At 65.6% G+C, this 25,783-nt stretch carries 31 protein-coding genes and 2 riboswitches; of the genes, 13 read left to right on the top strand and 18 right to left on the bottom strand.

Features of this window, described 5'->3' with window-relative positions:
- Nucleotides 1-36 precede the first annotated feature (36 nt).
- Nucleotides 37-243, bottom strand: a complete 207-nt coding sequence (locus tag ACYPYD_RS03145) for a hypothetical protein (protein ID WP_008833471.1) — start codon at nt 241-243, stop codon at nt 37-39.
- Nucleotides 244-326: 83 nt separating this feature from the next.
- On the opposite strand from ACYPYD_RS03145, the gene ACYPYD_RS03140 reads away from it, so the two are divergent.
- The 3 genes from ACYPYD_RS03140 to ACYPYD_RS03130 all read left to right on the top strand — a co-directional run bounded on the left by ACYPYD_RS03140 (nt 327) and on the right by ACYPYD_RS03130 (nt 1,692).
- Nucleotides 327-1,238 (top strand): DMT family transporter, encoded by a 912-nt coding sequence (locus tag ACYPYD_RS03140; protein ID WP_459662054.1) that lies wholly within the window; start codon nt 327-329, stop codon nt 1,236-1,238.
- Nucleotides 1,239-1,308: 70 nt separating this feature from the next.
- Nucleotides 1,309-1,440, top strand: coding sequence for an entericidin A/B family lipoprotein (locus tag ACYPYD_RS03135; protein WP_008833469.1), 132 nt, complete (start codon nt 1,309-1,311; stop codon nt 1,438-1,440).
- 120 nt (nt 1,441-1,560) lie between these two features.
- On the top strand, nt 1,561-1,692 hold the full coding sequence (locus ACYPYD_RS03130) for an entericidin A/B family lipoprotein (RefSeq protein WP_459662040.1): 132 nt from the start codon (nt 1,561-1,563) through the stop codon (nt 1,690-1,692).
- A 5-nt stretch (nt 1,693-1,697) separates the two neighbouring features.
- Here the strand turns inward: ACYPYD_RS03130 and ACYPYD_RS03125 are convergent, their stop codons facing one another.
- From ACYPYD_RS03125 to ACYPYD_RS03070, 12 genes are all read right to left on the bottom strand, one after another.
- Entirely contained in the window at nt 1,698-2,180 is a 483-nt protein-coding gene (locus ACYPYD_RS03125) for a DUF1453 domain-containing protein (protein WP_459662039.1), read from the bottom strand.
- 65 nt (nt 2,181-2,245) lie between these two features.
- Nucleotides 2,246-3,844 (bottom strand): aminomethyl-transferring glycine dehydrogenase subunit GcvPB, encoded by a 1,599-nt coding sequence (gene gcvPB, locus ACYPYD_RS03120; protein WP_459662038.1) that lies wholly within the window; start codon nt 3,842-3,844, stop codon nt 2,246-2,248.
- Nucleotides 3,841-5,211 carry an aminomethyl-transferring glycine dehydrogenase subunit GcvPA gene (gcvPA, locus tag ACYPYD_RS03115; RefSeq protein ID WP_459662037.1) on the bottom strand — a complete coding sequence of 457 codons (1,371 nt, stop codon included), beginning with the start codon at nt 5,209-5,211 and terminating at the stop codon, nt 3,841-3,843. Before gcvPA ends, gcvPB begins: the two co-directional genes overlap by 4 nt.
- 158 nt (nt 5,212-5,369) lie before the next feature.
- Nucleotides 5,370-5,741 (bottom strand): glycine cleavage system protein GcvH, encoded by a 372-nt coding sequence (gcvH, locus tag ACYPYD_RS03110; RefSeq protein ID WP_036524698.1) that lies wholly within the window; start codon nt 5,739-5,741, stop codon nt 5,370-5,372.
- Nucleotides 5,742-5,752: 11 nt separating this feature from the next.
- Nucleotides 5,753-6,907: a glycine cleavage system aminomethyltransferase GcvT gene (gene gcvT, locus ACYPYD_RS03105; RefSeq protein ID WP_459662035.1), complete on the bottom strand. Its 1,155-nt coding sequence runs from the start codon at nt 6,905-6,907 to the stop codon at nt 5,753-5,755.
- A 34-nt stretch (nt 6,908-6,941) separates the two neighbouring features.
- Nucleotides 6,942-7,062, bottom strand: a riboswitch (glycine riboswitch).
- 1 nt (nt 7,063) lies between these two features.
- Nucleotides 7,064-7,164: riboswitch (glycine riboswitch) on the bottom strand.
- A 106-nt stretch (nt 7,165-7,270) separates the two neighbouring features.
- On the bottom strand, nt 7,271-8,014 hold the full coding sequence (locus ACYPYD_RS03100; RefSeq protein WP_459662034.1) for an NAD(P)H-binding protein: 744 nt from the start codon (nt 8,012-8,014) through the stop codon (nt 7,271-7,273).
- Nucleotides 8,015-8,026: 12 nt separating this feature from the next.
- Nucleotides 8,027-9,187, bottom strand: a complete 1,161-nt coding sequence (locus tag ACYPYD_RS03095; RefSeq protein ID WP_459662033.1) for a deoxyguanosinetriphosphate triphosphohydrolase — start codon at nt 9,185-9,187, stop codon at nt 8,027-8,029.
- A 29-nt stretch (nt 9,188-9,216) separates the two neighbouring features.
- Nucleotides 9,217-9,534, bottom strand: coding sequence for a hypothetical protein (locus ACYPYD_RS03090; protein ID WP_459662032.1), 318 nt, complete (start codon nt 9,532-9,534; stop codon nt 9,217-9,219).
- 1,083 nt (nt 9,535-10,617) lie between these two features.
- On the bottom strand, nt 10,618-12,045 hold the full coding sequence (locus ACYPYD_RS03085; protein ID WP_036524666.1) for an NAD(P)(+) transhydrogenase (Re/Si-specific) subunit beta: 1,428 nt from the start codon (nt 12,043-12,045) through the stop codon (nt 10,618-10,620).
- Nucleotides 12,045-12,329 carry an NAD(P) transhydrogenase subunit alpha part 2 gene (locus ACYPYD_RS03080; protein WP_008829440.1) on the bottom strand — a complete coding sequence of 95 codons (285 nt, stop codon included), beginning with the start codon at nt 12,327-12,329 and terminating at the stop codon, nt 12,045-12,047. The genes ACYPYD_RS03085 and ACYPYD_RS03080 overlap by 1 nt, the downstream gene beginning before the upstream one ends.
- Nucleotide 12,330: 1 nt before the next feature.
- Nucleotides 12,331-13,473, bottom strand: a complete 1,143-nt coding sequence (locus ACYPYD_RS03075; protein WP_036524664.1) for an NAD(P) transhydrogenase subunit alpha — start codon at nt 13,471-13,473, stop codon at nt 12,331-12,333.
- 13 nt (nt 13,474-13,486) lie between these two features.
- Nucleotides 13,487-13,612: an aa3-type cytochrome c oxidase subunit IV gene (locus tag ACYPYD_RS03070; RefSeq protein WP_081798950.1), complete on the bottom strand. Its 126-nt coding sequence runs from the start codon at nt 13,610-13,612 to the stop codon at nt 13,487-13,489.
- 211 nt (nt 13,613-13,823) lie between these two features.
- Here ACYPYD_RS03070 and ACYPYD_RS03065 point away from each other — a divergent pair, with 211 nt between their 5' ends.
- Both ACYPYD_RS03065 and ACYPYD_RS03060 read left to right on the top strand, forming a co-directional pair.
- Entirely contained in the window at nt 13,824-15,242 is a 1,419-nt protein-coding gene (locus ACYPYD_RS03065) for a sigma-54-dependent transcriptional regulator (protein ID WP_459662031.1), read from the top strand.
- Nucleotides 15,243-15,292: 50 nt separating this feature from the next.
- Nucleotides 15,293-15,748, top strand: a complete 456-nt coding sequence (locus tag ACYPYD_RS03060; RefSeq protein ID WP_459662053.1) for a nuclear transport factor 2 family protein — start codon at nt 15,293-15,295, stop codon at nt 15,746-15,748.
- Between the two features lie 82 nt (nt 15,749-15,830).
- On the opposite strand, the gene ACYPYD_RS03055 is transcribed toward ACYPYD_RS03060, so the two are convergent.
- The 4 genes from ACYPYD_RS03055 to ACYPYD_RS03040 all read right to left on the bottom strand — a co-directional run bounded on the left by ACYPYD_RS03055 (nt 15,831) and on the right by ACYPYD_RS03040 (nt 18,977).
- The gene (locus tag ACYPYD_RS03055; protein ID WP_008829444.1) at nt 15,831-16,187 is read right to left on the bottom strand and encodes a hypothetical protein; all 357 of its coding nucleotides are present in this window, start codon (nt 16,185-16,187) and stop codon (nt 15,831-15,833) included.
- A gap of 224 nt (nt 16,188-16,411) precedes the next feature.
- The gene (gene folP, locus ACYPYD_RS03050) at nt 16,412-17,524 is read right to left on the bottom strand and encodes a dihydropteroate synthase (protein ID WP_459662030.1); all 1,113 of its coding nucleotides are present in this window, start codon (nt 17,522-17,524) and stop codon (nt 16,412-16,414) included.
- Nucleotides 17,525-17,564: 40 nt separating this feature from the next.
- Nucleotides 17,565-17,807, bottom strand: coding sequence for a hypothetical protein (locus ACYPYD_RS03045; protein WP_459662029.1), 243 nt, complete (start codon nt 17,805-17,807; stop codon nt 17,565-17,567).
- Nucleotides 17,808-17,843: 36 nt separating this feature from the next.
- Nucleotides 17,844-18,977 (bottom strand): DNA methyltransferase, encoded by a 1,134-nt coding sequence (locus ACYPYD_RS03040; protein ID WP_459662028.1) that lies wholly within the window; start codon nt 18,975-18,977, stop codon nt 17,844-17,846.
- Nucleotides 18,978-19,321: 344 nt separating this feature from the next.
- Between ACYPYD_RS03040 and ACYPYD_RS03035 the strand changes: the two genes are divergently transcribed.
- Complete coding sequence (locus tag ACYPYD_RS03035; RefSeq protein WP_459662026.1) at nt 19,322-19,480, top strand: hypothetical protein; 159 nt, start codon at nt 19,322-19,324, stop codon at nt 19,478-19,480.
- On the opposite strand, the gene ACYPYD_RS03030 is transcribed toward ACYPYD_RS03035, so the two are convergent.
- Nucleotides 19,477-20,109 carry a ribonuclease HII gene (locus ACYPYD_RS03030; RefSeq protein ID WP_051586761.1) on the bottom strand — a complete coding sequence of 211 codons (633 nt, stop codon included), beginning with the start codon at nt 20,107-20,109 and terminating at the stop codon, nt 19,477-19,479. The two genes, ACYPYD_RS03035 and ACYPYD_RS03030, sit on opposite strands and share 4 nt — an antisense overlap.
- 10 nt (nt 20,110-20,119) lie before the next feature.
- Here ACYPYD_RS03030 and ACYPYD_RS03025 point away from each other — a divergent pair, with 10 nt between their 5' ends.
- The 7 genes from ACYPYD_RS03025 to ACYPYD_RS02995 all read left to right on the top strand — a co-directional run bounded on the left by ACYPYD_RS03025 (nt 20,120) and on the right by ACYPYD_RS02995 (nt 25,695).
- Nucleotides 20,120-21,286, top strand: coding sequence for a PQQ-dependent sugar dehydrogenase (locus ACYPYD_RS03025; protein ID WP_459662025.1), 1,167 nt, complete (start codon nt 20,120-20,122; stop codon nt 21,284-21,286).
- Nucleotides 21,287-21,338: 52 nt separating this feature from the next.
- A complete protein-coding gene (locus tag ACYPYD_RS03020; RefSeq protein WP_008829449.1) occupies nt 21,339-21,869 on the top strand; it encodes a GNAT family N-acetyltransferase in 531 nt (176 codons plus the stop codon).
- 84 nt (nt 21,870-21,953) lie between these two features.
- Nucleotides 21,954-22,499, top strand: coding sequence for a DUF1285 domain-containing protein (locus ACYPYD_RS03015; protein WP_459662024.1), 546 nt, complete (start codon nt 21,954-21,956; stop codon nt 22,497-22,499).
- Complete coding sequence (locus tag ACYPYD_RS03010; protein ID WP_459662023.1) at nt 22,496-23,116, top strand: CoA pyrophosphatase; 621 nt, start codon at nt 22,496-22,498, stop codon at nt 23,114-23,116. The genes ACYPYD_RS03015 and ACYPYD_RS03010 overlap by 4 nt, the downstream gene beginning before the upstream one ends.
- Nucleotides 23,109-24,284, top strand: coding sequence for a CCA tRNA nucleotidyltransferase (locus ACYPYD_RS03005; protein ID WP_459662020.1), 1,176 nt, complete (start codon nt 23,109-23,111; stop codon nt 24,282-24,284). Before ACYPYD_RS03010 ends, ACYPYD_RS03005 begins: the two co-directional genes overlap by 8 nt.
- Nucleotides 24,281-24,925, top strand: a complete 645-nt coding sequence (locus tag ACYPYD_RS03000) for a retropepsin-like aspartic protease family protein (RefSeq protein WP_211150013.1) — start codon at nt 24,281-24,283, stop codon at nt 24,923-24,925. The genes ACYPYD_RS03005 and ACYPYD_RS03000 overlap by 4 nt, the downstream gene beginning before the upstream one ends.
- Before the next feature lie 122 nt (nt 24,926-25,047).
- Complete coding sequence (locus ACYPYD_RS02995; RefSeq protein ID WP_155986207.1) at nt 25,048-25,695, top strand: retropepsin-like aspartic protease family protein; 648 nt, start codon at nt 25,048-25,050, stop codon at nt 25,693-25,695.
- The last annotated feature ends 88 nt before the right edge of the window (nt 25,696-25,783 follow it).

Below are 25,783 nucleotides of genomic sequence, written 5' to 3'. Positions count from 1 at the left end.
CACTTGTTCAGGTTTGTCGAACAAGTCGGCCTAATATCAACCGCCCAGCCACTCCCGCGCCGACAGGCCCAGGAGCAGCACCGCCACCATCAGCGAGAAGAAGAAGATGGGCGTCCACGGCATGAAACCCACCCTCTCGATGTTCTTGCGGCGATGCCGCCGGTGATCGCCCAGCCAGGCAATCACCGCGACCAGCGCGGCGAGGCTGCCACAAATGGTCATCCAATGCAGAGAATCGTCCATGCCCCGCCTTGCCCTCGCGCGCGGCGGAGTTAAAGCGCCCTTTCGTGACCGCACCTTCCATCACCATTCGCAAAGACCGCCCGATGCTGGCCATCGTCCTGCGCCTGGCAGCGATGGTGATGCTCTCGACGATGTTCATGCTGGTGAAGCTGGCGGGCGAAGCGGGCGTGTCGCTGCCCGAACTGGTGTTCTGGCGACAGGCGATGGCGGTGCCGATCATCCTCGGCTGGCTGGCGGCGACCGGCAATCTCGGCCTCCTGCGCACCCGCCGCATGAGCAGCCACGCCATGCGCGCGACGAGCGGCACCGCCGGTCTGTGCTGCAACATCGGCGCCGCTACGCTGCTGCCCTTGCCGGTCGGCACGACGCTCGGGTTCACGACGCCGCTGTTCGCTGTGATCATAACCGCGCTGGTCCTTCGCGAAAAGGTCGGCCCGTGGCGCTGGACGGCGGTGGTGCTGGGCTTCATCGGCGTGCTGGTCATCGCACAGCCCGGCGGCGCGCCCGTCCCCGCGCTCGGACTGGCGGCGGGGCTCGGTGCGGGATTGATCGTCGCCGTGGTCAGCTTCCAGATCCGCGACCTCTCGCGCACCGAGGCACCGATCGCCTGCGTCTTCTGGTTCGCCTTCTACGGCTCGCTGTTCGCGGCGATCCTGCTGCCGCTCTATGGCACGGCGCACGGGACTTACGAATGGCTGCTGCTCGTTGCAATCGGGCTTGCGGGGACACTGGCGCAGTTCCTCATCACCTCGGCCCTGCGCCTGGGACAAGTCGCGACGGTGGTGGTGATGGACTACACCGCGCTGATCTGGGCTACACTCTACGGCTGGACGATCTGGGGACATGTGCCCTCGGCGGCGATGTGGCTGGGCGCGCCGATCATCGTCGCGGCTGGCCTGATCATCACCTCGCGCGAGCATTTCCTCGCACGGCGTGTCTCGCCCACCTCGGCCATCGACGAAAGCGTTACGGAAGAGGCTGCTCAGGGAACCTGACCTGCCTATGTGTGTTCACCCCGATGCGCGGCGTGGCAGCACCCGTCGCACCGGAAAAAGGAACACCAAAATGGTCAAGAAGCTCGTACTCGCCCTCGTCGCGGGCGGCATCGTTTTCTCCGCCGCCGCTTGCAACACCGTCAAGGGTGCAGGCCGCGACGTGGAGTCGGTCGGCAAGGCCGGCGAAGACGCCATCAAGTAACGTGCTCTGCAGGCAGGTTCCAAGCCACCGACCGGAGCCTGCCTGCATCCTTCTCGCGAACGCTTTTCCTGACACGTTTCCTGCGCTAATCGCCGCAGACAACGAAGGAACATGCGTTCGATGACCAGCAAGATTCTCGCCGCCATCATCCTTGGCGGCGTACTTTTCACTGCCACCGCCTGCAAAACCGTCAAGGGCCTGGGCCGCGACATCGAGTCGGTCGGTCAGGCGGGATCGAACGCCATAAACTGAGCGCCTCAGGCGTCGAAGACGTGGTTCGCCACCATGTCGCGCGCCCGCAGCCACAGCACGAGCCGCAGCGCCACGATCATCCCGAGCGCAAAGCCCAGCGTCGCGTCCATCATCAATAGCGCGTTGCCGACCGGGTGACCGGGGTGTGCCGCGTTCTGCATTCCGCCGCCCTGAAACCCGCTGGGCAGCAGGAACCGCCGTGCGAGGAAAACCGCAACGATCAGCAGGATCGCCAGCGGCGACTGGCGCATCATCACGCGCGCCTTCTCGCCCTCACCGTCGATATGCAGGTGCATCAGCCGCGCCCGCTGCGCGCCGATTGCGCCGCCGACGATCACGCCGGTAGCCAGGCATAGCCAGCCCAGCCCGCTCGGCGGCATGCCCGCAAGCGCCAGCGATACCGCCAGCACCACGATCACCGGCATGATCCACAAGAGGGGAAGGCGCAGCGGCCTGGCCTTCTTCATCCGCATCATGCGCAGCGCCATGATGCCCACGAAGATCGCCAGCGGCAGATACGTGACTAGGCCGCGTCCACCTTCCCCCATATGCGTCAGCTTCCTCCGATTTCACTCAGCGAGGGCGTGCCGGGAACACCGGGTTCACCCTGCCATACCAGCACAGGCTTGCGCGCGGCGAGCGTTTCGTCAAGCCGCCTGCGCGGCGCGAAGTGCGGCGCCGAGTGCAGGCTTTCGTCGCCCGCCTTTGCTCGCTCGGCGAGGCTGCGCAGCGAGGCGATGAAGCGATCGAGGCCCGCCTTGCTCTCGGTCTCGGTCGGCTCGACCAGCATCGCGCCCTTGACCACCAGCGGGAAGTAGACCGTCATCGGGTGGAAACCCTCGTCGATCAGGCCTTTGGCGATGTCGAGCGTGGAGAAGCCCTCGGCCAGACCGGCATCGCTGAACAGCGCTTCGTGCATGCACGGGCCGCTGTCGGCGAACGGAGCGGGCAACAAATCCTCGCACGAACGCAGCACATAGTTGGCGTTGAGCACCGCGTCCTCGGCCACCGTGCGCAGACCGTCCGCGCCGTGGCTGAGGATGTAGGTCAGCGCGCGGGTGAACATGCCCATCTGGCCGTGGAAGGCGACCATGCGGCCGAACGCCTGCGCGTGGCCCTCGGCGGCGTTCTCCTCCTCGACGAGGTGGATCGAGCCATCTGCTCCGCGCGTCACGAAGGGCAGTGGCGCGAAGGGCGCCAGCGCTTCGGACAGCACCACCGGCCCGGCACCCGGACCACCGCCGCCATGCGGGGTGGAGAAGGTCTTGTGCAGGTTGATGTGCATGGCATCGACGCCGAGGTCGCCCGGGCGCACCTTGCCGACGATGGCGTTGAAATTCGCGCCGTCGCAGTAGACGTAGCCGCCCGCCGCGTGGACCACATCGGCGATCTCGCGCATGTCGGGCTCGAACAGGCCGCAAGTGTTGGGGTTGGTGATCATCACGCCCGCGACGTTGGGGCCGAGCTTGGCCTTGAGCGCCGCCACGTCCACGCGGCCCGCCGGGGTCGCGGGGATCGATTCCACCTTGAACCCCGCGAAGGCGGCGGTGGCGGGGTTGGTGCCGTGGGCGCTCTCGGGCACCAGCACGACGTCACGCGCCTCGCCGCGCGCGTCCAAAGCGGCACGGATGCAGAGCAACCCGCACAGTTCGCCATGCGCGCCCGCCTTGGGGCTCATCGCCACCGAGGCCATGCCGGTCAGCGTGATGAGCCAGTCGGCCAGCTGCTCGATGACTTCGAGGGCGCCCTGCACCGTCGTCTGCGGCTGCATCGGGTGCACGTCGGCGAAGCCCGGCAGGCGGGCCATCTTCTCGTTCAGGCGCGGGTTGTGCTTCATCGTGCATGAGCCGAGCGGGAACGGCCCGAGGTCGATCGCATAGTTCTGGCGCGACAGGCGGGTGTAGTGGCGCACGGTCTCCGGCTCGGTCAGCCCCGGCAGCGCGGGCGCGGACTTACGCAGGAACTTGCTCAGGCCCGCAGCGGGGGCACGGCTCGGCTCGTCGATATCGACGCCGCACTTGTCGGCGCTGCCCAGTTCAAAGCTCAGAGCTTCTTCGAGCATCAGGCCGTAATCACCTGACGAGGTTGCGAATTTTGCTTCGCCAGCCTCACCCATGGAGGGGCGCCAGCCAGATGCGTTGGGGGCGTTCATGCGCTCGCTCCTGCAAGAACGGCTTCCAGCGCGGTGGCGAAAGCCTCGATGTCTTCGTCAGTGGTGGTTTCGGTCACGGCGACCAGAAGACCGTTGTGCAGGCCGTCAGCCACCGGGAACAGGCGGCCCAGCGACACGCCGCCGAGCACCTGACGGTCCGCCAGTTCGCGCACCACTTCGCGGGCGTCGCGCGGCAGGATCACCGTTGCCTCGTTGAAGTAGGCATTGTTGAGGATCGACACGCCCGGAACCTTGGCCAGACGCTCGAAAGTCTGCTGCGCGCGGGCATGGTTCACGGCGGCGAGACGGGCCAGACCTTCACCACCCAGCAAGGTCAGGTGGATGCTGAAGGCCAGCGCGCAAAGCCCTGAATTGGTGCAGATATTGCTCGTCGCCTTCTCGCGGCGGATATGCTGCTCGCGGGTCGAGAGGGTGAGCACGAAGCCGCGCTTGCCCTCGGCGTCGACGGTCTGGCCGCAGAGGCGTCCCGGCATCTGGCGCACGAACTTCTCGCGGCAGCCAAACAGGCCGAGGTACGGGCCGCCGAACTGGAGGCCGACGCCCAGCGACTGGCCTTCGCCCACGACGATGTCCGCGCCCAGCGTACCCGGTGCTTCGATCAGGCCGAGCGCCACCGGCTCGGTGACGACGGCGATGACCAGTGCGCCCACGGCATGCGCTGCCTCGGAAATCGCCGCGAGATCGGGGATGCGCCCCATGACGTCGGGGTACTGGACGACGACGCACGAGGTCGTCGCGTCGATCGCCGCGATCACGGCGGCGTCATCGGGATCGGCGGTCAGTTCGGGCGCGAGGCTGACGATGTCATCCTTGGTGAACTTCGCCATCGTCCGCACGACTTCGCCGTAGTGCGGGTGCAGGCCGCCCGACAGCACGCTGCGGCCCTTGCGGGTGATGCGCGCGGCCATCAGGATCGCTTCCCAGCACGCGGTCGAGCCGTCGTACATCGAGGCATTGGCGATGTCGGTGCCGAACAGGCGCGCCACCTGGGTCTGGAACTCGAACAGCACCTGCAGCGTGCCTTGCGCGATTTCCGGCTGGTACGGCGTGTAGGCGGTCAGGAACTCGCCGCGCTGGATCAGGTGATCGACCGAGGCGGGAACGTGGTGGCGATAGGCACCGGCGCCGAGGAAGAACGGCGCGGTCCCCGCGCTCAAGTTCTTCGCCGCGAGCGCGGACATGTGGCGCTCGACGGCCATTTCGCTGGCGTGAGCGGGCAGGCCCTCGATGGGACCGGAAAGGCGGGCCTCGGCGGGCACATCGACGAACAGGTCATCGACCGTGGCGGCGCCGATGGTCTCCAGCATGGAGGCGCGGTCGGCCGGGGTCAGGGGAAGGTAGCGCATGAGGCGGGTTCCTGGGTCTTTCTAATTCCTCCCCGAGCTTGCTCGGGGAGGTGGCGCCGACGCAGTCGGTGACGGAGGGGGAGTGCGTGTAGCTCGCCCCCTCCACCACCCGCTTCGCGGGCGGTCCTCCTCCCCGAGACAAGCTCGGGAGGAATAAATCAGAGGCTGTCGACGTAGCTCTTGTACGCGGCCTCATCCATCAGCGCGCCGAGTTCGGCGGCATCGGAGAGGGTCACGCGGAACAGCCAGCCGCCGGTTTCGGCTTCGGTGTTCACCAGTTCCGGCTGGTCGGCGAGCGCTTCGTTGACGGCGGCGATCGTGCCCGAAACCGGGGTGTAGACGTCCGAGGCGGCCTTCACCGAATCGACCACCGACACGGAATCGCCCTTGCTGACGCTGGCGCCTTCGGCGGGAACTTCGACGAAGGTGATGTCACCGAGCTGGCCCTGGGCGTAGTCGGTGATGCCGACGGTGCCGAGGTCACCTTCGACTTCGATCCACTCATGGTCTTCGGAGAAATAGCGGGTCATGGGAAAGCTCCTCAGCGGTGATAGCGGTGGGGGACGAAGGGCATCGCCGCGACCTTGGCCGGCAACTGCTTGCCCCGCATCTCGATGGTAAGCGCGGTGCCCTCGGCAGTGAGGGCGGTATCGACGTAAGCCATGGCAATCGGCTGCTGTAGCGAGGGTGAGAACCCACCCGAAGTGACAATGCCAACTTCCTGATCACCGGAGAAAACCTTGGCACCTTCACGGGCAGCCATGCGGCCTTCGATGACGAGACCGATGCGCTTGCGCGCGGTGCCCTCGGCGAAGTCCTTCAGCACGCGGTCCGAACCGGGGAATCCACCTTCGGTGCGGCGGCGCTTGTTGACGGCGAACTTGAGGTCGGCGTCGATCACGCTGGTCTCGGGCGAAAGGTCATGGCCGTAAAGTGGCAGGCCCGCTTCCAGACGCAGGCTGTCGCGCGCACCGAGACCGATCGGCTTCACCTCGGGCTCACCGCAGAGCAGGTCGGCGACCATGGCGGCAGATTCGCCGGGGATGGCGATCTCGAAACCGTCCTCGCCGGTATAGCCCGAACGGCTGATCCAGGCATCGACGCCGCCGAGCGTGAACTGCCCGCCCTTCATGAAGGTCAGCGCAGAGAGCGGATATTCGCCCTTGGCATGACGCTCAAGCGCGGCGAAGGCCTTGGGCCCCTGCAACGCGAGCAGCGCGTTGTCTTCCAGATGGTTGATGGTCACGTCATCGGGCAGCAGTTCGCGCAAGGTGCCGATGTCGTCCCACTTGGTGGCGCCGTTGACGACGAGGTAGAAGCCCGTCTTCCAGCGCGTGACCATGAGGTCATCGAGGATGCCGCCCTCTTCGTCCAGCAGCAGCGAGTAGCGCGGCGCGCCGATCTTCAGCGTGGCGAGGTCAATCGGCAGCGCGGCTTCGAGCGCGGCCTCCACGGCGGGGGTGATGCCGTCGTCCGAAGAGACGTAGACCTGCCCCATGTGGCTGACGTCGAACAGGCCGGCGTTCTCGCGGGTCCAGAGGTGCTCGGCCATGATGCCCTCGTACTGGACGGGCATGTGGTAGCCGGCGAACTCGACCATGCGGCCGCCCTTCCCGCGATGCCAGGCATCGAGCGGCAGGGTCAGGATCTCGATCGGCTCGAGGCCGTCTTCATCGGTAACTGGGTATTCGCTCAAGACACGACTCCGCGACACATGGCACACCGTTTCAGGTGCCCCCTCTGTCACGGAAGCCTGAGAGCTTCCCCGGCGTCATCCGCAAAGGGATGGACCGAGTTACACCGTCGGCGGCCACGACCGATAACGGCGGGGCACTTTCCAGAGGCTCGCTGTAGACGCTGCGCGGTCCTTTTGCCTGAGAGATTCCGGGGCGGTTGCTCCTTCGGCGCCTCTTTCCCGACGAATCGGTCCAAGGTCTCTCCCGCGCGTGTCAGCGAGTGCCTTGAGCCTTGGGTGACGGGCCGGGCTAAGTCAACGCAAGGTTTGGCGAATGTGTCGGAAAACGTCGTCCCGGACCTGATCCGGGGCCAGTGGCTTTCTTCAGGCCAACCCCGTCGGCAACGCGTTATATGAGTTGGGCCGTTCTCGGGCAGCGGCCCCGGATTCAATCCGGGCAGAAGAGGCCGCCCGCTTCAACGCGTCATGTTCGTGCACGAAGCACCCTTGCGGCCGCTCCCAACCCAGCGTCAGGATCGCCCGCGCCACGTCGCGCGCGCGGATCGAGCGGAAGCGGCGCAGCTTCCCATGCAGCGCGAGGTGATCCGCCAGCGGTGCGAAAGCCTGCCACGCGCCTTCCAGCGGCCGCGCTTCCTCGCGCGTGCCGCGCAGCAGGCTGGGCCGCAGTATGTCGAGCCGTCCGAACCCGAGCCGCCCCAGCGCCTCCTCCGTCTCGCCCTTCACCGAAAGGTAGAAGTTGCGGCTGGCCCGGTCCGCCTCGACCGAGGAGACGAGAATCATATGCCCGATCCCTGCCGCGATTCCCGCCTCTGCGGTGAAACGCACCAGATCGTGATCGACTGCCCGGAATTGCTCCTGGCTGCCTGCCGCCTTGATCGTGGTGCCCAGCGCGCAGACCAGCACGTCGGCCTGCGCCGCACGGATGAGCCCGGGCCAGTCGATCGGCTCGCCGACCAGCATCTCCATGCGCGCGCCCGGCGGCAGCACGGCCTCGCGCCGCCCGACACCGACGATCCGCACTTCCTCGCGTCCCACCGCCTCGGCCATCACGGCAGAACCGACCAGCCCGGTCGCGCCGACCAGGCAGATGCGTGTCACCCCCTGCATCGCCGTCAGAACCTAGACATTGCTCAGGCCCTCGGGCGTGCGGCCGTAGATCTCCGCGTGGCGGGCGATGGCGAAGCGGTCGGTCATGCCGGCGATGTAGTCGGCGATGTGACGGCTGCGTGCGGGCTCGTAACGCGGCATCGTGTCGATCCAGCTTTCGTCCATCAGCACCGTTTCCTGCGAGTAGGCGGAATAGAGTTCCGCCAGCAGCGCCCGTGCCCGCTTCGCAGTCTCCAACTGCTCGGGGTGGTAGTAGAGCTTCTCGTACATGAAGCGCTTGAAGGCGCGTTCGCCCTCGGCCATCTCGGGCGAGAAGGCGACCAGCGCCCTGCCCGCATTACGCACTTCCTCGATGCTGCCGACGCCGACAAGGTTCTTCTGCGTCTGCGCGACGAGATCATTGACCATGACGCCGATCTGGCTGCGGATCAGTTCGGCCAGTTGGCGGTCGAGCGGCACGCCGGGATAGCGGCGCTCCACCTCGTTCCAGTGATCGACGACGAAAGGGTGCGCCAGCAGTTCGTCGAGATCGAGGAAGCCCGCGCGCAGGCCGTCGTCGATATCGTGGTTATCGTAGGCGATGTCGTCAGACAGTGCCGCGACCTGCGCCTCCAGCGAGGCATGGGTGCCGAGGTCGAGGTTGTACGCCGCGTCGAGTTCGGCCAGCGCCCAGGTCGGCTCCAGCACCGGGCCGTTGTGCTTGGCGAGACCTTCCAGCGTCTCCCACGTCAGGTTGAGGCCGTCGTGCTCGCAATAAGGGCTGTCCAGCCGCATCAGCGTGCGCAGGGTATGGGCGTTGTGGTCGAACCCGCCCGCCTTGTGGAGCGCTGCATCGAGCGCGTCCTCTCCGGCATGACCGAAAGGCGGATGGCCTATGTCGTGGGCCAGCGCCAGCGCCTCTGTCAGATCCTCGTCGAGGCCCAGGATGCGCGCGATCACTCGGGCAATCTGCGCCACCTCGAGGCTGTGGGTCAGGCGGACGCGATAATGATCGCCGTCGGGCGCCACGAACACCTGCGTCTTGTAGCGCAGGCGCCGGAACGCGATCGAATGGATGATCCGGTCCCGGTCGCGCTGGTAGGGACTGCGCGCGCCGCGGGCGATGCCGTTCTCGATCGAAAACTCGCGCCCGCGCGAACGGGACGGGTCGGAAGCATAGGGAGCGAGTGTCAAGCGGAACTCCGGGATTGTCGCCGTGAGCCCTAGCGGGAGAAACCGGTGCTGCACAAGAGCAGCGAGGTCGCTGTCACCTTGACCACGCGCGGATCGTCAATCGCATGCGCGGCTTCCACCATGCCTTCGGGCGTATGCGCAGCGCTCTGCAGCGCGGTGAGCCTCTGGATCTGGCGCAGCGACAGTTTACGCACGAGACGCTCGCCCATGCACGCGGCTGCCCGGTCGCTCAGCCCGGCCTCGGCGAAGGCGGCACGCACGCGGTATTCAGCGTACCAGTGGGCGCCGAACCAGGTGGCGGCGCACAACACGGCGATGAGGATGACGGTCTTGATGAGGCGGATCATGCGGCGGGGATTACACCGGGTTGGGTTCGCAGGGAACAGTATGTAAAGAAGGGAACAGGCAGGGGTTTACCACCCCTGTCCCCGTATTCCGTCGAAGCTGCGCGCGGGGCGGCATTTCTCCTTTGTGCGGAATCGGAACCGCGAATGGGATGGACAGCGGATTCGGAAGGACTCAGCCTTAATTCCGTCACCCCCGCGATGGCGGGGACCCAACTGATGCCTTTGCAACACGAGGCGTGAGATGGGTTGCCGCCTTCGCAGGAATGACGGCAAGGGGTGGTTACCCGCCGCTGCTCAAGAAACTTGATTTTAGAGGCGATGCGCAATTTGCGCATCGGGTCTGTATTGGAATGATAATATAGTATGAATCACAAAATATTTCCCCGCAGACGCGACATATCGCTCTGATGTAGCAGTAAATCATCAATGGAAATGACAGAACGAAAGACAGAAATGAAAGTATTATAAGTCCCGCGCCCACCTCTGATAGATCGGCGTTTAAAGCCGCAATTGCCAAGGCAACAGAGCACAGTGGCAGAGCCAGAACGCCAATTGGAACTAACCGCATCACCCATTTCATAAATTCAATATCCGAGACCAACCACTTCGACGGGCGTGAGTGGAGTAGGCGGTAGTTGTGCGACTGTAATCTGAGCATGGAAAACGAAAAACGTCAGGTTCATGCCGCGTTAGTCGCAGGCCTTTGAGATGACTGCAATGGGGCGTGAACGGAAAGGCGCAAAACGGCGGGTCAGAGTGGGTTAAGTGCTGCTGTCCCGTGCAGCCCTTATTGCCCACCGTGTCAGCAAAAATACGCCAAAGGTAATCGCGACCGAAGGAAGCAAGACCTGCGTGAGAAAGCCCTTCTTGCAATCGGTGTAAGGCTCGCAATCACCGATGGCATCGATAAAAACCAAGAAAAGGAAAATCGGGAAACCGAGCATTATCGCCTACTAAGCAGCCCCATTTGCCCTCGGTGCTAAGGCCGCCTTTGGGTCCGATATCATCCATATGCGGAGGCTAGCTATAATCTCAATGACCGCAAAGGGGCGCTAGGCGCCATCCAAGTAACGACACCCTACCTCAATCCGCCAACGCCTTGTTGATGTCCTCGACCATCTTCTTGGCGTCGGCGAGGAGCATCATCGTCTGGTCCATGTAGAACACGTCGTTATCGACGCCGGCATAGCCCTGCCCGCCCATCGAGCGCTTGATGAAGAAGATCGTCTTGGCCCTATCGACGTCGAACACGGGCATGCCGTAGATCGGCGAGGACTTGTCGGTCTTGGCCGCCGGGTTCACCACGTCATTGGCGCCGATGATGAAGGCGACGTCGGCCTGGGCGAACTCGCCGTTGATGTCCTCCAGTTCGAAGACCTCGTCGTAGGGGACGTTGGCTTCGGCCAGCAGCACGTTCATATGTCCGGGCATGCGCCCTGCGACGGGGTGAATGGCGTATTTCACGCCCACGCCATGCTTCTTGAGCTGGTCTCCCATCTCGCGCAGCACGTGCTGCGCCTGCGCCACGGCCATGCCGTAGCCGGGGATGATGATGACGTTCTCCGCCTCCTTCATCAGAAACGCCGCGTCCTCTGCCGAGCCGCGCTTCCACGGGCGTTGTTCCCTGGCTTCGCCGCCGCCCGCGCCCGCTTCCGCGCCGAAGCCTCCGGCGATGACGGAGAGGAAGCTGCGGTTCATCGCCTTGCACATGATGTACGACAGGATCGCGCCCGAGGAACCGACCAGCGCCCCCGTCACGATCATCGCGGTGTTATGCAACGTGAAGCCCATCGCCGCCGCCGCCCAGCCCGAATAGCTGTTGAGCATCGAGACGACGACCGGCATGTCCGCCCCGCCGATCGGGATGATGAGCAGGAAACCGATCGCGAAGGCTAGCCCGACGATCACCCAGAACAGCGGGTTCTCTCCCGGCCCGGCGGCGCCGGAATGCGCGAACAGCGCCGTCAATACGAGGATCGCGCCCAGCGTGCCCAGGTTGATGACATGGCGCGCGGGGAGCAGGATCGGCGAACCGCTCATGCTGCCGTTGAGCTTGGCGAAGGCGATGACCGACCCGGAAAACGTGATCGCGCCGATCGCCACGCCCAGCGCCATTTCGACCCGGCTGACGGGCAGGATGTTGCCGTCGGCGCCGAGAATGCCGAAAGCCTCAGGGTTGAGGAACGCCGCGGCCGCCACCAGCACCGCAGCCAGCCCGACCAGCGAGTGGAATGCGGCCACCAGTTGCGGCATGTCTGTCATCTTGATGCGCCGGGCGATGACGAAGCCGACACCGCCGCCGATGGCGATGGCGCCCAGAATTTCCGGCAGGCTGGCGACCTCGTGCGTCACCAGCGTCGTCACCACGGCGATGCCCATGCCGACCATGCCGTAGCGGTTGCCCCTCCGGCTCGTCGCCGGCGATGAAAGGCCGCGCAGAGCGAGGATGAAACAGACACCGGCGATCAGGTAGGCGACCGCGACCCAGGGACTGACGGAGTGCGCCTCCATCACTTGCGGTCCTTCTTCTTGTACATCGCCAGCATCCGCTCGGTGACGGCGAAGCCACCGAAGATGTTGACGCTGGCCAGCACCACCGCACCCAGCCCCAGCCACTTGCCGATCGGCGAGCCCGAAGCCGCGCTCGCCACCAGCGCGCCGACCACGATCACCGAGGAGATCGCGTTGGTCACCGCCATAAGCGGCGTATGCAGCGCCGGGGTGACGGACCACACGACGTAATAGCCCACGAAGCAGGCCAGCACGAAGATCGACAGGATAGAGACGAAGTCCATGCTAGCTGTCCTGCCTCTGCAGCCTCGGGTGAACCACTTGGCCACCGCGCGTGAGGCGCACCGCGTCACCGATCTCCGCGTCGAGCACCGGGCCGCCCTGCTCCTTGTCCCAGAACGCGGAGACGAAGTTGAACAGGTTGCGCGCATAGAGCGCCGAAGTATCCGCGGGCAGATGCGCAGGCGTATTGGAATAGCCGATGATCTTCACCCCGTGGCGCTCGACCACCTGGTCCGGCACCGTCCCCTCGACATTGCCGCCTTGCGGTGCGGCAAGGTCGAAGATCACGCTACCCGGCTTCATCGAGGCGACCTGCGCGTCGGTGACGAGGCGCGGTGCCGCGCGGCCAGGGATCAGCGCGGTGGTGATGACGATGTCCTGCTTGGCGATGTGCGCGGAGACGAGTTCCGCCTGCGCGCGCTGGTACTCCTCGCTCATCTCGCCCGCATAGCCGCCGGAGCCCTCACCCTCGATCCCGGCGACGCTCTCGACGAAGATCGGCTTGGCGCCAAGCGACTGGATCTGCTCCTTCGTGGCCGAACGCACGTCGGTGGCGGAGACCTGCGCGCCCAGCCTGCGGGCGGTCGCGATGGCCTGAAGCCCTGCGACGCCGACACCCATGACGAAGCACCTGGCAGCGCTGACCGTGCCCGCCGCCGTCATCATCATCGGGAAGGCCCGGCCATAGGCATCGGCCGCCGCCAGCACCGCCTTGTATCCGGCAAGGTTCGACTGGCTGGAGAGAACGTCCATCGACTGCGCCCGCGTGATACGCGGCATCAGTTCCATCGCCAGCCCTTCGAGCCCGGCTGCCGCATAGGCATCCACGCGTGCGCGCTGCCCGAACGGATCGAGGATCGCGACGACCCACGCCCCGGCCGCGACGCTGCCGAGCAACGCAGGATCGGGCCCCTGCACCGCGAAAACGATGTCCGCTCCCGCCAAGACCGAATCGACGGGACCTACTTCGGCCCCGGCAGCGCGATAATCCGCGTCGGAGATGCTGGCGGACAGTCCAGCCCCGCTCTCCACCGCCACGAGGGCGCCGAGGGCAGAGAGCTTGCGCACGGTCTCGGGCGTGGCGGCAACCCGGGTTTCGCCGGTCGCGCGTTCGGCGAGGACCGCGATCCGCCGCTGAAGGGTCAAACTCGCGGCCCGCTCAGGAGGCGATCAGACCGACGACCAGCGCTGCAATGACGATGATGACCCCGGTGCTCCAGGTGGCGGCCTTGATGAAGCCGTTGTAGGTCTCGGTCGCGGCCTTGATGTCGTTACCCGAAGCCATTGTCTCTTTTCCCCAAAACTGTTTGCTTTCTCGCGGACACTAACCGGGCCGGGCTTGCCGCTCAAGGGCGAAGAAGGTCCATGACGGCGTCACTAACCGATCATGAACATCCGGTTCCGCGCGTTCCAACCGCAGCCTTAATCCGCTCTTTACCCGTTTGCCGTAGGTTCAAGTTCCAGAAAGCGAAGAGGCGACACGAAGCGACACCACCATGGCGGACCTTGACCAGCGCCTCCTCATGCTCATCGATGATGAGCCGGCCCAGAGCCGCCTGATCTCCGCACTCGCCTCGCGCGAGGGGTGGCGCACCCTGATCGTGCGCGATGCCGAGACGGCGATCGCCACGCTCGGCACCCGGCAGGGCATGCAGCTTTCGGCAATTATCCTCGACCAGTGGGTGCCCGGCGACGACGCCTGCGCGCTGATTTCCGAGCTTAAGGCCCGCCGTCCGGCCCTCCCGATCCTGATGCTGACCGCCAGCACCTCGCCCCTGCTTGCGGTGGAGGCGATGCGCGCGGGGGCGACCGATTACCTCGTCAAGCCGGTCGCGCCCGACCGGCTGATGCACGCCCTGCGCTCGGCGACGACGCGCGAGGCACCGCGCGACGAGCTTGCACCGCTGACCGAGAAGATGCCGTCCAACCCCGATTTCGAATCGATGATCGGCGCGGCGCCCAACTTCCGCAAGGCGCTGGCCGTCGCCGCCAAGGCCGCGCGCGGCCATTCTCCGGTACTGATCGAGGGCGAGAGCGGATCGGGCAAGGAAATGCTCATCCGCGCGATGCACGCCGCCTCGCCGCGCTCGCGCATGCCGCTGCGGATCATCAATATCGGCGGCGTACCAGCCAACTCCATCGAGTCGGTCCTGTTCGGCCATGAAAAGGGCGCCTTCCCCGGCGCATTCGATCGCCAGATCGGCGCGCTGCAGCACTGCGACGGCGCCACCCTCGCCCTCGACGAGATCGACCGGCTGCCCGAATCGGTACAGGAACGCCTGCTCGAAGCGGTGAAGAAAGGCGACTGTCGCCCGATCGGTGCCCGCCACTCGTTCCGGGTGGACGTGCGCCTGATCGCCGCGAGCAACCTCCCATTGGCGGACCTTTCCGACCAGGGCCACTTCATGCCCGAACTGCTGACGGCGCTGTCGCCCACCAAGGTCCTTCTGCCGCCGCTTCGCGAGCGGACGGGCGATATTCCCGCCCTCACCCGCTTCTTCCTCGCCCGCATCGGCGAGCAGCCGGGGCTTCGCGAACTGGGCATCGCCGACGGCGCGCTCTCGTTGCTCGCCGCCTACGACTGGCCGGGCAACGTGCGCCAGTTGCAGGCAGTGCTGTTCCGCGCAGCCGTGTTCTGCGACGGCGATGCGCTGACTTCGGAAGATTTTCCGCAACTTCTCAACATATTGGGCACAGGGTTATCCACACCCCCCCAGATGCCGGAAAGCTCCGGCGTCATGCTCTACACCGCCGACGGCAACCTGCGCCCGCTCGATGAGATAGAGGCCGACGTCATCCGCCTTGCCATAGGCCTTTACCGTGGCCGCATGACCGAAGTGGCAAGGCGTCTCGGCATCGGGCGCTCCACCCTTTACCGCAAGCTGTCCGAGCTGGGCATCGACAACGCCGCCTGATCTGTCCAGGCTTCCCGCATAGGAACGTGGGAGAGGTGGACGTGGATACGATGGAACGCCTCGCCGCGATCGAGGCCATCAGGCAAGTGAAGGCCCGGTATTTTCGCGGCGTGGACGATCGCAATTCAGCGCTCGTCCGCTCGATCCTCGCGGAGGACTGTGTGCTCGACTATCGCGGGTGCTGCACCGACCCGGCCAGCGGCATCGACCACTTCCCCGCCATGAACAAGGTGATGGAAGGCCGCTTGAACTGGCCCGACGCTCGTGAAACGGGCGGCCCGCACATGGTCACCGTGCATCAGGGCCATGACCCCGACATCACCGTTGAAAGCGAGACCGCCGCCAGCGGGATATGGGCTTTCACCGACCGGCTGTTCCTGCCGCCGGGCGGCCCTTTTACCCGGCTGACCGGCTGGGGACGTTACCATGAAACCTACGTGCGAAACGACGAGGGCTGGAAACTGCGCACCACCCGCATCGAACGGCTGCGCGTAGAAGTCGCATGATGGATTGGAACACCTATGAAAACCGGGGCCGCGCCAGAAGCGCGACCCCGGTTCGTTGTCCGGGGGGACTGTTCAAAAAGGCTCAGAGACCCTCGATCATGACCGAGGGGATACGGTAACCGCGCTTCGCCATGGCCTTGGCGTAAGTGCCGCGTTCGTGCCGCAGTTCGCTGCCATATTCCTCCCAGGCGTCGCGCTGATCCTCGATGTCGCTGGCCTTGCGCAGATCGGTGGCCAGCTCCTTCTGGCTCTCGTTCACGTTCGCGCGGTAGTTGAACCAGTGCTTGCCCTCGATGCCGCCGATCGGCGTCTGGATGATGCGGTTCTCCTCGACGCGGGCGACCCGCTCCTCGTACATTGCCGGCACGACGGCCATGGCGGTAGCGGGAACGATGGCGAGCGCCACGGCAGCGGCGCGGATGATGATGGTCTGCTTCATGGGTGAATCCCCTTTGTCGCTTTCCAGTGCGAGGCGGAATTGCCTCACTGTCGGAAGGACAAACGGTCACGAATGCAATTTTCGTCAGGCGAAAGGACGAAACGAGCGTTCAGCGGGACGTTTTGCAGTGCAGCACCGCGTTGTGATGACAGGGTCACAGAACTCGGACCTGCCGTTCATCCGGCAGAAACCTGCGGTTCATGCCTCGTCCAGATTTGTAACGGCTATTGCGGCAATTGTGAGAAGTCGGTCAGCGCGGCATCGCGCAGCCCCCTCCACACGCGCGCGGCCTGTACCGTTTCCGGCACGTCATGGACCCGCAGGATGTGTGCACCGGCATCCATGGCCTTCACCGCAAGCGCCACCGAGCCGCCGAGCCGCTGGTGCGCGGGCGCCTCGTTAGAGAGCGCCCCGATCATCCGTTTGCGGCTGACGCCCACCAGCAGCGGCTGGCCGAGCGCATGGAACAGCGGCAGCGCGTTGAACAGCGTCAGGTTTTGCCCCAGCGTCAGCCCGAAGCCGAACCCCGGGTCGATGATGATCCTGTCAGCCGGGATTCCCGCCGCCACGCAGGCATCGCGCCGCGCCTCCAGCCAGTCGAACACGTCGAGCACGACGTCGTCGAAATCGGCACCCGAATGCAGGTCCTCGGCCTTGCCCGGCGCATGCATCAGCACCACCGGAGCGCCGGACTCGGCCGCCAGTTGCAGGCTGCGCGGATCGTAGCGGAGCGCGGAGACGTCGTTGATGATGTGTGCGCCCGCCGTCAACGTCGCTTCCATCACGGCGGGGCGGCGGGTATCGACGCTGATCGCCGCGCCCATCGCGGCGAGCCGCTCGACCATCGGCACGACCCGCTTGAGTTCGTCGCCCTCCCATACGGCCGCCGCTCCGGGACGGGTGGATTCTCCGCCAAGATCGACGATCGCCGCGCCCGCCTCCAGCATGGCCGAGGCATGGGCGGCGGCGACTTCGAGATTGTCGAGAAACCTGCCGCCGTCGGAAAAGCTGTCGGGCGTCATGTTGAGGATGCCCATGACTTGCGGCTGTTCCAGCCGGATCGTCCGCGCGCCGCACTGGATCGGGGCATGCACCTTGCGTAAATTCGCCCACTGCGCCTCTGCCATGGCGCCGAGGTCGGCGGGGAGCGCGGCCAACGCAGCGGGCATCTGCGAGGCGGACACCCGCTCGCGCGCGATAACTTTGCCGCCTTCCCGCAGGATCAGCGCGAAGCGGCTCGCCCAGACCATCGCCCCGCCGAGACGCACGGCCTCGCCCTCCTCGCTCTGCGGGCTGTCGGCGAGGGCGATCGGGCGGATATAGAGTTTGCGGGTCATGACAGCGCCTTAGCTCGGGTCACGACGATAAGGAACCAACTCAGTTCCCGAGTTCGAGGCCCCTTTCCAAACGCTCGACACGCTCTTTCAAGGCGTCGAGCCCGCGCCGGTCCTTGATCTGCTCCTCATAAGTATGAGCGTTATCACGGCCGATGCGCGCAATCATCGATTCCAGCGAACCGAGACGTGTCATGATCTCCCGGTCGCGCTCACGCGCGGCCGATTGTTCGGCTTGAATTTTCTTCAAGTGCTCGAGTAGCAGATTTTCGACGTTCTCGGTCATACTGGGTAGATGGCATCAACCCGGGCGCTGCGCACCTCACGGCTCCGTCGCGAGAAGGTACAGTTGGCGGATCGCGTCGATCGGCTTGATCTGGCCTTCGTGCTCCAGGTGCCAATAGGTCCAGCCGTTGCACGAAGGCGCGCCCTGCAGATCCTTGCCGACACCGTGGATCGAACCGTTGAGATCGCCCGCCAGCAGCGAGCCGTCCGCACGCACGGATGCAACGTGGCGGCGCTTCTTGTCGAACAGCTGCGTGCCCGGCTGTATCCAGCCCGTCTCGATCAGCGTGCCGAACGCCACCTTGGGCGCGGTGCGCTTGGACTGCATGGTCTTGAGCGCGCTCTCGTCGAGCGGCAGCGCCATCTCGATGCGCTCCAGCGCGGCTTCGCGGTAGTCGCTCTCGCGCTCGCAGCCGATCCACTCGCGGCCGAGGCGCTTGGCGACGGCGCCGGTGGTGCCGGTGCCGAAGAACGGGTCGAGCACGACGTCGCCCTTGTTGGTCGTCGCCAGCATCACACGGTAAAGCAGCGCTTCCGGCTTCTGGGTCGGGTGGACCTTGCGGCCGCCCTTCTTCAGACGCTCGGCGCCGTTGCAGATCGGCAGCACCCAGTCCGAACGCATCTGCAATTCGTCATTGAGCGTCTTCATCGCGCGGTAGTTGAAGGTGTACTTCGACTTCTCGCCCATGCTCGCCCAGATCAGCGTCTCGTGCGCGTTGGTGAAGCGGGTGCCCTTGAAGTTGGGCATCGGGTTCGCCTTGCGCCACACGATGTCGTTGAGAATCCAGAACCCCATGTCCTGCATGATCGCACCGAGGCGGAAGATGTTGTGATACGAACCGATCACCCACAACGAACCCTCGGGCTTGAGCACGCGGCGCGCCTCGGTCAGCCAGTCGCGGGTGAACTGGTCGTAGGTCGCGAAGCTGGAGAACTTGTCCCAGTCGTTCGTCACCGCGTCGACGTGGCTGCCGTCCGGGCGTGCGAGGTCGCCGCCGAGCTGCAGGTTGTACGGCGGATCGGCGAAGACCATGTCCACCGAAGCGTCGGGAATGGTACGCATCGCCTCGATGCAGTCCCCGGTCAGGATGCGGCCGAGCGGAAGCAGCTCCTTCGGGGTGGGCGCAGGCGCCCGTGCCCGAATGCGTTCCTTGACCAAGATCTGACCCATGACTGCTCCGATGAGATAAACTGTGGATATGACCCCCTAAGTGATTCATCCGGGACTCGCCGTCAAGCCGCGACTCGTGGTGAATCCTTGTGATTCACGCGTTCAGCCAAGCGGAACAAAACGAATCCGGCACTACATCTTGAGTCGCCGCGAATCGCCATGACTCAAGATGTAGTGGGTGTGACTCACGCGACTCGTGGATAACTTTTTGTCACACCCCGGAATTGATAGTGCAGTTTTATGCAACACCCATCCAATACGTTGCATTTGCAGCAATCGGCCGTGAAGCCCAAATGACCCTCGATGCTGCAGCGCAGCAAGCACATATCCATAAAGGTCGTCAGATGTTTTCGCTTATCTCACTCTACTTCTCGTATCGCCGCGACGTGCTCCTTGCCGAGCGCTACGTCGCCGGTCTGGCCGAGAAGCCCGCGCAGGACGCCGCCGTTCCGAAGGCCAGGATCGAGGCACCGAAGTCCGAAGACCTCGCGCTCGCAGCCTAAAGCAGCGTGAGTTGAGCCACTGGAGCGAAGCTGCGCCGGTGATGCGGGGTGGGCCCATGCTCTCGCAGTGCAGCAAGATGCTGCGGCGTGCCGTAACCGGCATTGCGCTCCCACCCGTAATGCGGATGCACCAGCGCAAGATCGCGCATCAGGCGGTCCCGGTGCTCCTTGGCGATGATCGATGCCGCCGAGATACAAGGCTCGATCGCATCCCCGCCGACGATCGCGCGGGCATTCCAGCGCCATTCCTCGCGGCGACCATGCGGCGTCATGTTGCCGTCCACCAGCACCTCGTGCGGCTCCTCGCCCAGCGTAGCACATAGCGCCGCCACCGCGCGCGTCATCGCCAGCATAGTCGCGCCGAAGATGTTGAGGCGATCGATATCCTCCACATCGACCACGCCGACCGCCCAGCGGCACCGGCGCTTGATGGTTGCCTCCAGTTCGGAGCGACGCATCGCGGAGAGCTTCTTGGAATCGTCCAGTCCGGAGGGACGCGGCTTGCAGAGCATGACCGCGCCTGCAACAACCGGCCCTGCAAGCGGGCCGCGACCGGCCTCGTCGACACCGATCACGTAACGTTTAATTGCCGAAGTCTCCTTTGGGGAACTCGTGAAAGGTGCAAGCATTGGGCTCGGCATGTTCGCAAGACGTCTCCTTTTCGCCCTATCGCCGCTGGCGCTGACACTCGCAAGCTGCGGCAATGCCGCCACCGGGGAAAAGGCGCCTGCCTCCGAAGCCGGCACGCCCTTCAAGGTGGAAACGCTCGCGCAGTTCGACGAACCCTGGGCCATGGCCTTCGACGAAGGCACCGGAACGCTGGTCGTGACCGAAAAGAAGGGTACGATCCGTTTGCGCACGCCGGACGGTCGCATCAGTGAAGTGAAGGGCGTTCCCAAGGTCGATTACGGCGGCCAGGGCGGCCTCGGCGACTTCGTGTTTGCGCCGGGCCAGACGGGAACCACGCTGGACCACCGCATCGTGTACCTTAGCTGGGCTGAAGCCGGACCGGGCGACACGCGCGGCGCGGCAGTAGGCAAGGCCGACCTCGTCTGTAGTACGGCAACCCAATGTGCGCTGCAGAACCTCAAGGTAATCTGGCGCCAGACGCCCAAGGTTGCCGGGCGCGGTCACTACTCGCACCGGCTGCGCTTCTCGCCCGACGGCAAGTACCTGTTCGTGGCGTCCGGAGAGCGGCAGAAATTCACGCCCGCACAGGATCTCGGCACCAACCTCGGCAAGGTCTTGCGCCTGCTGCCGGACGGCACGCCGGCTCCAGGCAATCCCTGGGCCGACAAACCCACGCCGACCAACCAGATCTGGTCCTACGGCCACCGCAACATTCTCGGCTTGGCTTTCGATGCGCAGGGCCGGCTGTGGGACCTGGAGCATGGCCCCGCCGGCGGCGACGAGTTGAACCTCGTCAAACCGGGCGCCAATTATGGCTGGCCTCTGGTCTCCGACGGCGATCATTACGACGGCCGCCCGATCCCGCGCAATTCGACGCGCCCCGATCTCGCGCAGCCTGCAATCAGCTGGAATCCCGTGATCGCGCCGGGCGACTTCATCTTCTATAGCGGAGACCTCTTCCCCGGATGGAAGGGGCAGGCGATCATCACGGGTCTGGTCGCCACCGGCCTCGTGCGGGTTTCGATCGACGGCACCAAGGCAACCGAGGAGGCCCGCTATCCAATGGACAACCGTATCCGCGAAATCCGGCAGGCCCCGGACGGCGCGATCTGGCTGCTGGAGGATGGCGAAGGCCCCGAAAGCGGCCACCTGCTGAGGCTCACCCCGGCGGGGTGAAAACCCGAATTGAATCGACAAACCGCAGCGCGCCACCTATCGCGCGCGCGCCATGACCCAGATCCATTCCGAAGCCGCCACGATCATTCCGCTCGACAATGTCGATCCCGCGCTCGTCGAAGCGCTGCTCGACGCCGCGTTCGAGCCGGAGCGCCACAAGCGTACGGCCTACAAAGTACGTGAAGGCACGGACTGGCTGCCGGCGCTCAGCTTTGCCGCGCTCGACGCCTCCGAGATGCTGGTCGGCACGATCCAGTGCTGGCCGGTCGCGCTCAACACGCCCGAAGGGCGTCCCTTCCCGATGATCATGGTCGGCCCGGTCGCGGTGATGCCCGGCCATCAGGGCATGGGATATGGTCAGGCTTTGATGTCGACCAGCATGGCCAGCATCGACGACCGCGCGCCGCTGCCGCAGGTCATGATCGGCGATCCCGAGTATTACGGCCGCTTCTGGGGCTTTTCCAACGAGGGCACCGAGGGCTGGGAACTGCCCGGACCGTTCGAACGGCGCCGTCTGCTGGTGCGCTGCGCCAACATCGCCGTTCTGCCCGAGCGCGGCATGCTCGGTCCTTGGCTCCGCTGAACGCGCAGGGTCGCAGTTGAGCTTGCGGCACCACGAGCCACACTGGACCTTGGCGCGCGAGGCCCTATCTGGCATCGCGAGACGATGCCTTATGAACCTCCCCCCGAACTTGCCGCGCTGAGCCTGGACGAGGTGGCCAGGCTGGTCGCCGCGCGCAAACTCCCGCCGGTCGATCAGTGGTCGCCCGCCGAGACCGGCGACAGCGAGATGCGCATCGCCGCCGACGGCCGCTGGTTTCATCAGGACGGCGAGGTTCGCCGCCCGGCGATGGTCCGCGCCTTCGCCTCGCTGCTGACTTGTGACGCAGACGGGCAGCACTGGCTGGTCACGCCGGTCCAGAAGCTCTCCATCGAGGTCGAGGATGCGGCGTTCATCGCCATCGACGTCAAGCGCGAGGGCAGCACCCTCGCCTTCCGCCTGAACACCGACGACCTCGTTATTGCAGGGCCGGACCACCCGATCACGGCGGAGGGCGATACCGAGACACCCGCGCTGTACGTCGCGGTCCGCCATGGCACCCGTGCGAGGCTCAATCGCAGCACTTATGCGCAACTGGCGGAGATCGCGCTGGAAAACGACGATCTGTCGGTAACGAGCAACGGCGCCCGCTTCGCGCTGGTCCCCGCATGAGCGCATTGTACGATAAGGTTTCTCGCCGCCTCGAGGCGGGCCACGCCGACGCGCCGCCGCGCCTGTGGAGCGATCCGCGCATCCACGACATTGCGCGGTTCACCCCCGCCGCCGTGCTTATCGCCATAACCGAGCGCGAGCGTCCCGGTATACTGCTGCTCCATCGGCCTTCGAACATGCGCGCGCACCCGGGCCAGATCGCCTTTCCCGGCGGCCGCATCGACCCCGGCGAAGATGCCGTCGAGGCAGCCCTTCGTGAAGCGAACGAGGAACTCGGCATCCGCACCGGCGACGTCCGCGTCATCGGTACCAGCGACATCTACCGCACCGGCAGCGGCTACGAGATCACGCCGGTCGTCGGGATCGTCCCCCCCGATCTCGAAATCAGGCCCAACCCCGCCGAAGTCGCGCAGTGGTTCGAGGTTCCGATCGATTTCGTGCTCGATCCCGCCAACCAGGCGACCCGCAATGTAGAGTTCGAGGGGCGTCGCCACAGTTTCATCGAGATCGTCTGGAACGACACCCGCCAGGACCACGTCATCTGGGGTGTCACCGGGGCTATCCTCCACAACCTTGCCGGTCGCCTGAACTGGCTCGAAAGATCCTCGAATGCCTGAGACCCTGAATGCGCCGTGGATGCACCGCGAAGACCTCCTCGGTCTCGTCGCCGCGCTGGGCGAGGGCAATGCCCGCTACGTCGGGGGCGCCGTGCGCGACACGCTGCTGGACCTGCCGGTCAAGGACATCGACATGGCCACGGTGCTTCTGCCAGAGGCGGTGATCGAGCGCCTCGATGCCGCCGGCATCCGCAACGTCCCCACCGGCATCGAACACGGCACGGTGACCGCCGTGCTCCCCCACGGCCCGGTCGAGATCACCACGCTGCGCCACGATGTCTCGACCGATGGCCGCCGCGCCACCGTGGCTTTCGCCGAAGACTGGCGCAAGGATGCGGCTCGGCGCGACTTCACGATCAACGCACTTTACGCCGATCCGCACGGCGGCGAAATCCACGACTGGTTCGACGGCCTCGCCGACCTCTCTGCCCGCCACGTGCGCTTCATCGGCGATGCCCGCCAGCGCATCCGCGAGGATCACTTGCGCATCCTGCGCTACTTCCGCTTCCAGGCCCGCTTCGGCTCCTCGCCTGCGGATACCGAAGCGGAAGCCGCCTGCTCGGAACTGGCTGCGACGCTCAAGGGCCTCTCGCGCGAGCGGGTGGGCATGGAGACGATGAACCTGCTCGGCCTTCCCGATCCGGCGCCGACGGTACAGCGGATGCGCGAACTCGGTGTACTCGAGGTCATCTTGCCGGAGGCCGATCCGGACGCCCTCGCCGTGCTCGTCGCGGCCGAGCGCATGCAAGGCATCGCGCCCGAGGCGATCCGCCGACTGGCAGCGCTGCTGCCGCCGCAACCCACACTGGCCGAGCAGGTCGCCGCGCGATTCCGCCTTTCCGCAGCACAGAAGAAGCGCCTCGCCCTCGCCGCCGCGCGTGAGGGATCGCCCGGAGAGCCGCGTGCGCTCGCCTATCGTCTCGGACGGGACCGCGCGCTGGATCGACTGCTGATCGCAGGCGCGGACGTCTCGACACTCGCAGGCTGGGAAATACCGGCGATGCCGCTCAAGGGCGGACAGATCGTCGCACGCGGGGTAGGCGCAGGGCCTGATGTGGCGCGTATTCTACGCCGGGTCGAAGACCGCTGGATCGCCGAAGGCTTCCCACAAGGCGAGCGCGTCGATGTCCTGCTCGACGAGGTTCTGGCGGAGGAACCGCTGGCGTGAATCTCGACGAGCTGACCGGCTTCCTGATCGGGCAGCCGCTGCTGTCGCTGACGATCGCGGCGATCCTGCTCGCGGTCGCTGCCGGTATGATTGCCGCGGGGAACCCCCGGCTGGGGCGGATTATGCGCAACTGCGCCTACCTCGGCCTGATCGCCGCGCTGCTGCTCACGGTAGCGGAACTGGCTGGCCACAACGGCCGGTCAGAGGCGGCGCTCTGGCTCGACGCCACCCGCCCGGCAGAGATCGTCGGCAAGGAAACCGTCGTCGCCATGCGCGCAGACGGGCATTTCTGGGTCGAGGCGCAACTGAACGGCGAGCCGGTCGAATTCCTGATCGACACCGGGGCTACGTATACGGGCGTCTCGCAGCGTGTAGCGCAAAGGGTCGGCATCCAGCCCGATCCGGAGGATCGCGGCATGATCCTGGAGACCGCCAACGGCTCGATCGTCGCTCGGCGCGGCACGGCGGATTCGCTGCGCTTCGGCGGGATCGAGGCGAATGCCCTGACTGTCGCCATCGGCCCCGACACCGAGGTCGATACCAACGTCATCGGCATGAACTTACTTTCGCAGCTGGCAGCCTGGCGGGTTGAGGGCAACCGCCTCATTCTGACGCCGAAAACCCCATCGCCCCGGACCTGATCCGGGCCCAACTTACGTCGCCTCGCGCGCCTTGCTTGCCGCCCGCCCTCGCCTAAAGACGCACTGGGCCCGGACGACGCAGTCAGCGCCGCGAAAGCTGCAGTATGATAGACCCATCGACCATGGACCTTGCCGACATCCTGAACTTCCTTGCCGGGCAGCCGTTGCTGGCGCTTGCCTTCGCGGGCATCGTCGCGAGCGTGATCGGCGGAATGCTGCGTCGGCCGCTACCACTCCTCGGCGGTTTGCTGCGGGGAGTGGGTAACCTTGGCCTGCTCGCCGCGATGCTGTTGACGATCGCGCAAGTCACGCGCCTGACCACCGGCACCGATTTCGCCCTGCCTCAGTTCGGCATCGAGCGTCAGAGCGTCGCGGGCGGCGAGACGCGGGTGCCGATGCAGCCGGACGGGCACTTCTGGATCAGCGCCACGGTCAACGGCGTGAAGCGCGATTTCCTCGTCGATACCGGCGCGACGCTGACGGCGATCTCGCCCGCTACGGCGCAGGAGGCGGGGCTCAAGGCCAATCCGCTCAACCGGTCGGTGCTGATGCGCACGGCTAACGGAACAGTGGAGGCCCAGCTGGCGGTAATCGACGAACTGCGCATGGGCAGCGTCGTCGCGCGCGAGATCGACGCGGTGGTGGCGCCGGGGCTCGGTGACGCCAATGTCATCGGCATGAACCTGCTGTCGCGGCTCGCCAGCTGGCGCGTCGAGGGCAAGACGCTGATCCTGGTGCCGCATCATCCACAGGATGTGCAGCAGAACTGATTTGCGCACGCCTCCCGGGGCTTCGACAAGCTCAGCCTGAGCGGCTTTGATAGATTGGGCTATGAATCCCGCTCAGGCTGAGCTTGTC

The organism is Novosphingobium sp. 11B, assembly GCF_054589055.1.
This window is presented reverse-complemented; position numbering and strand designations above follow the sequence as displayed.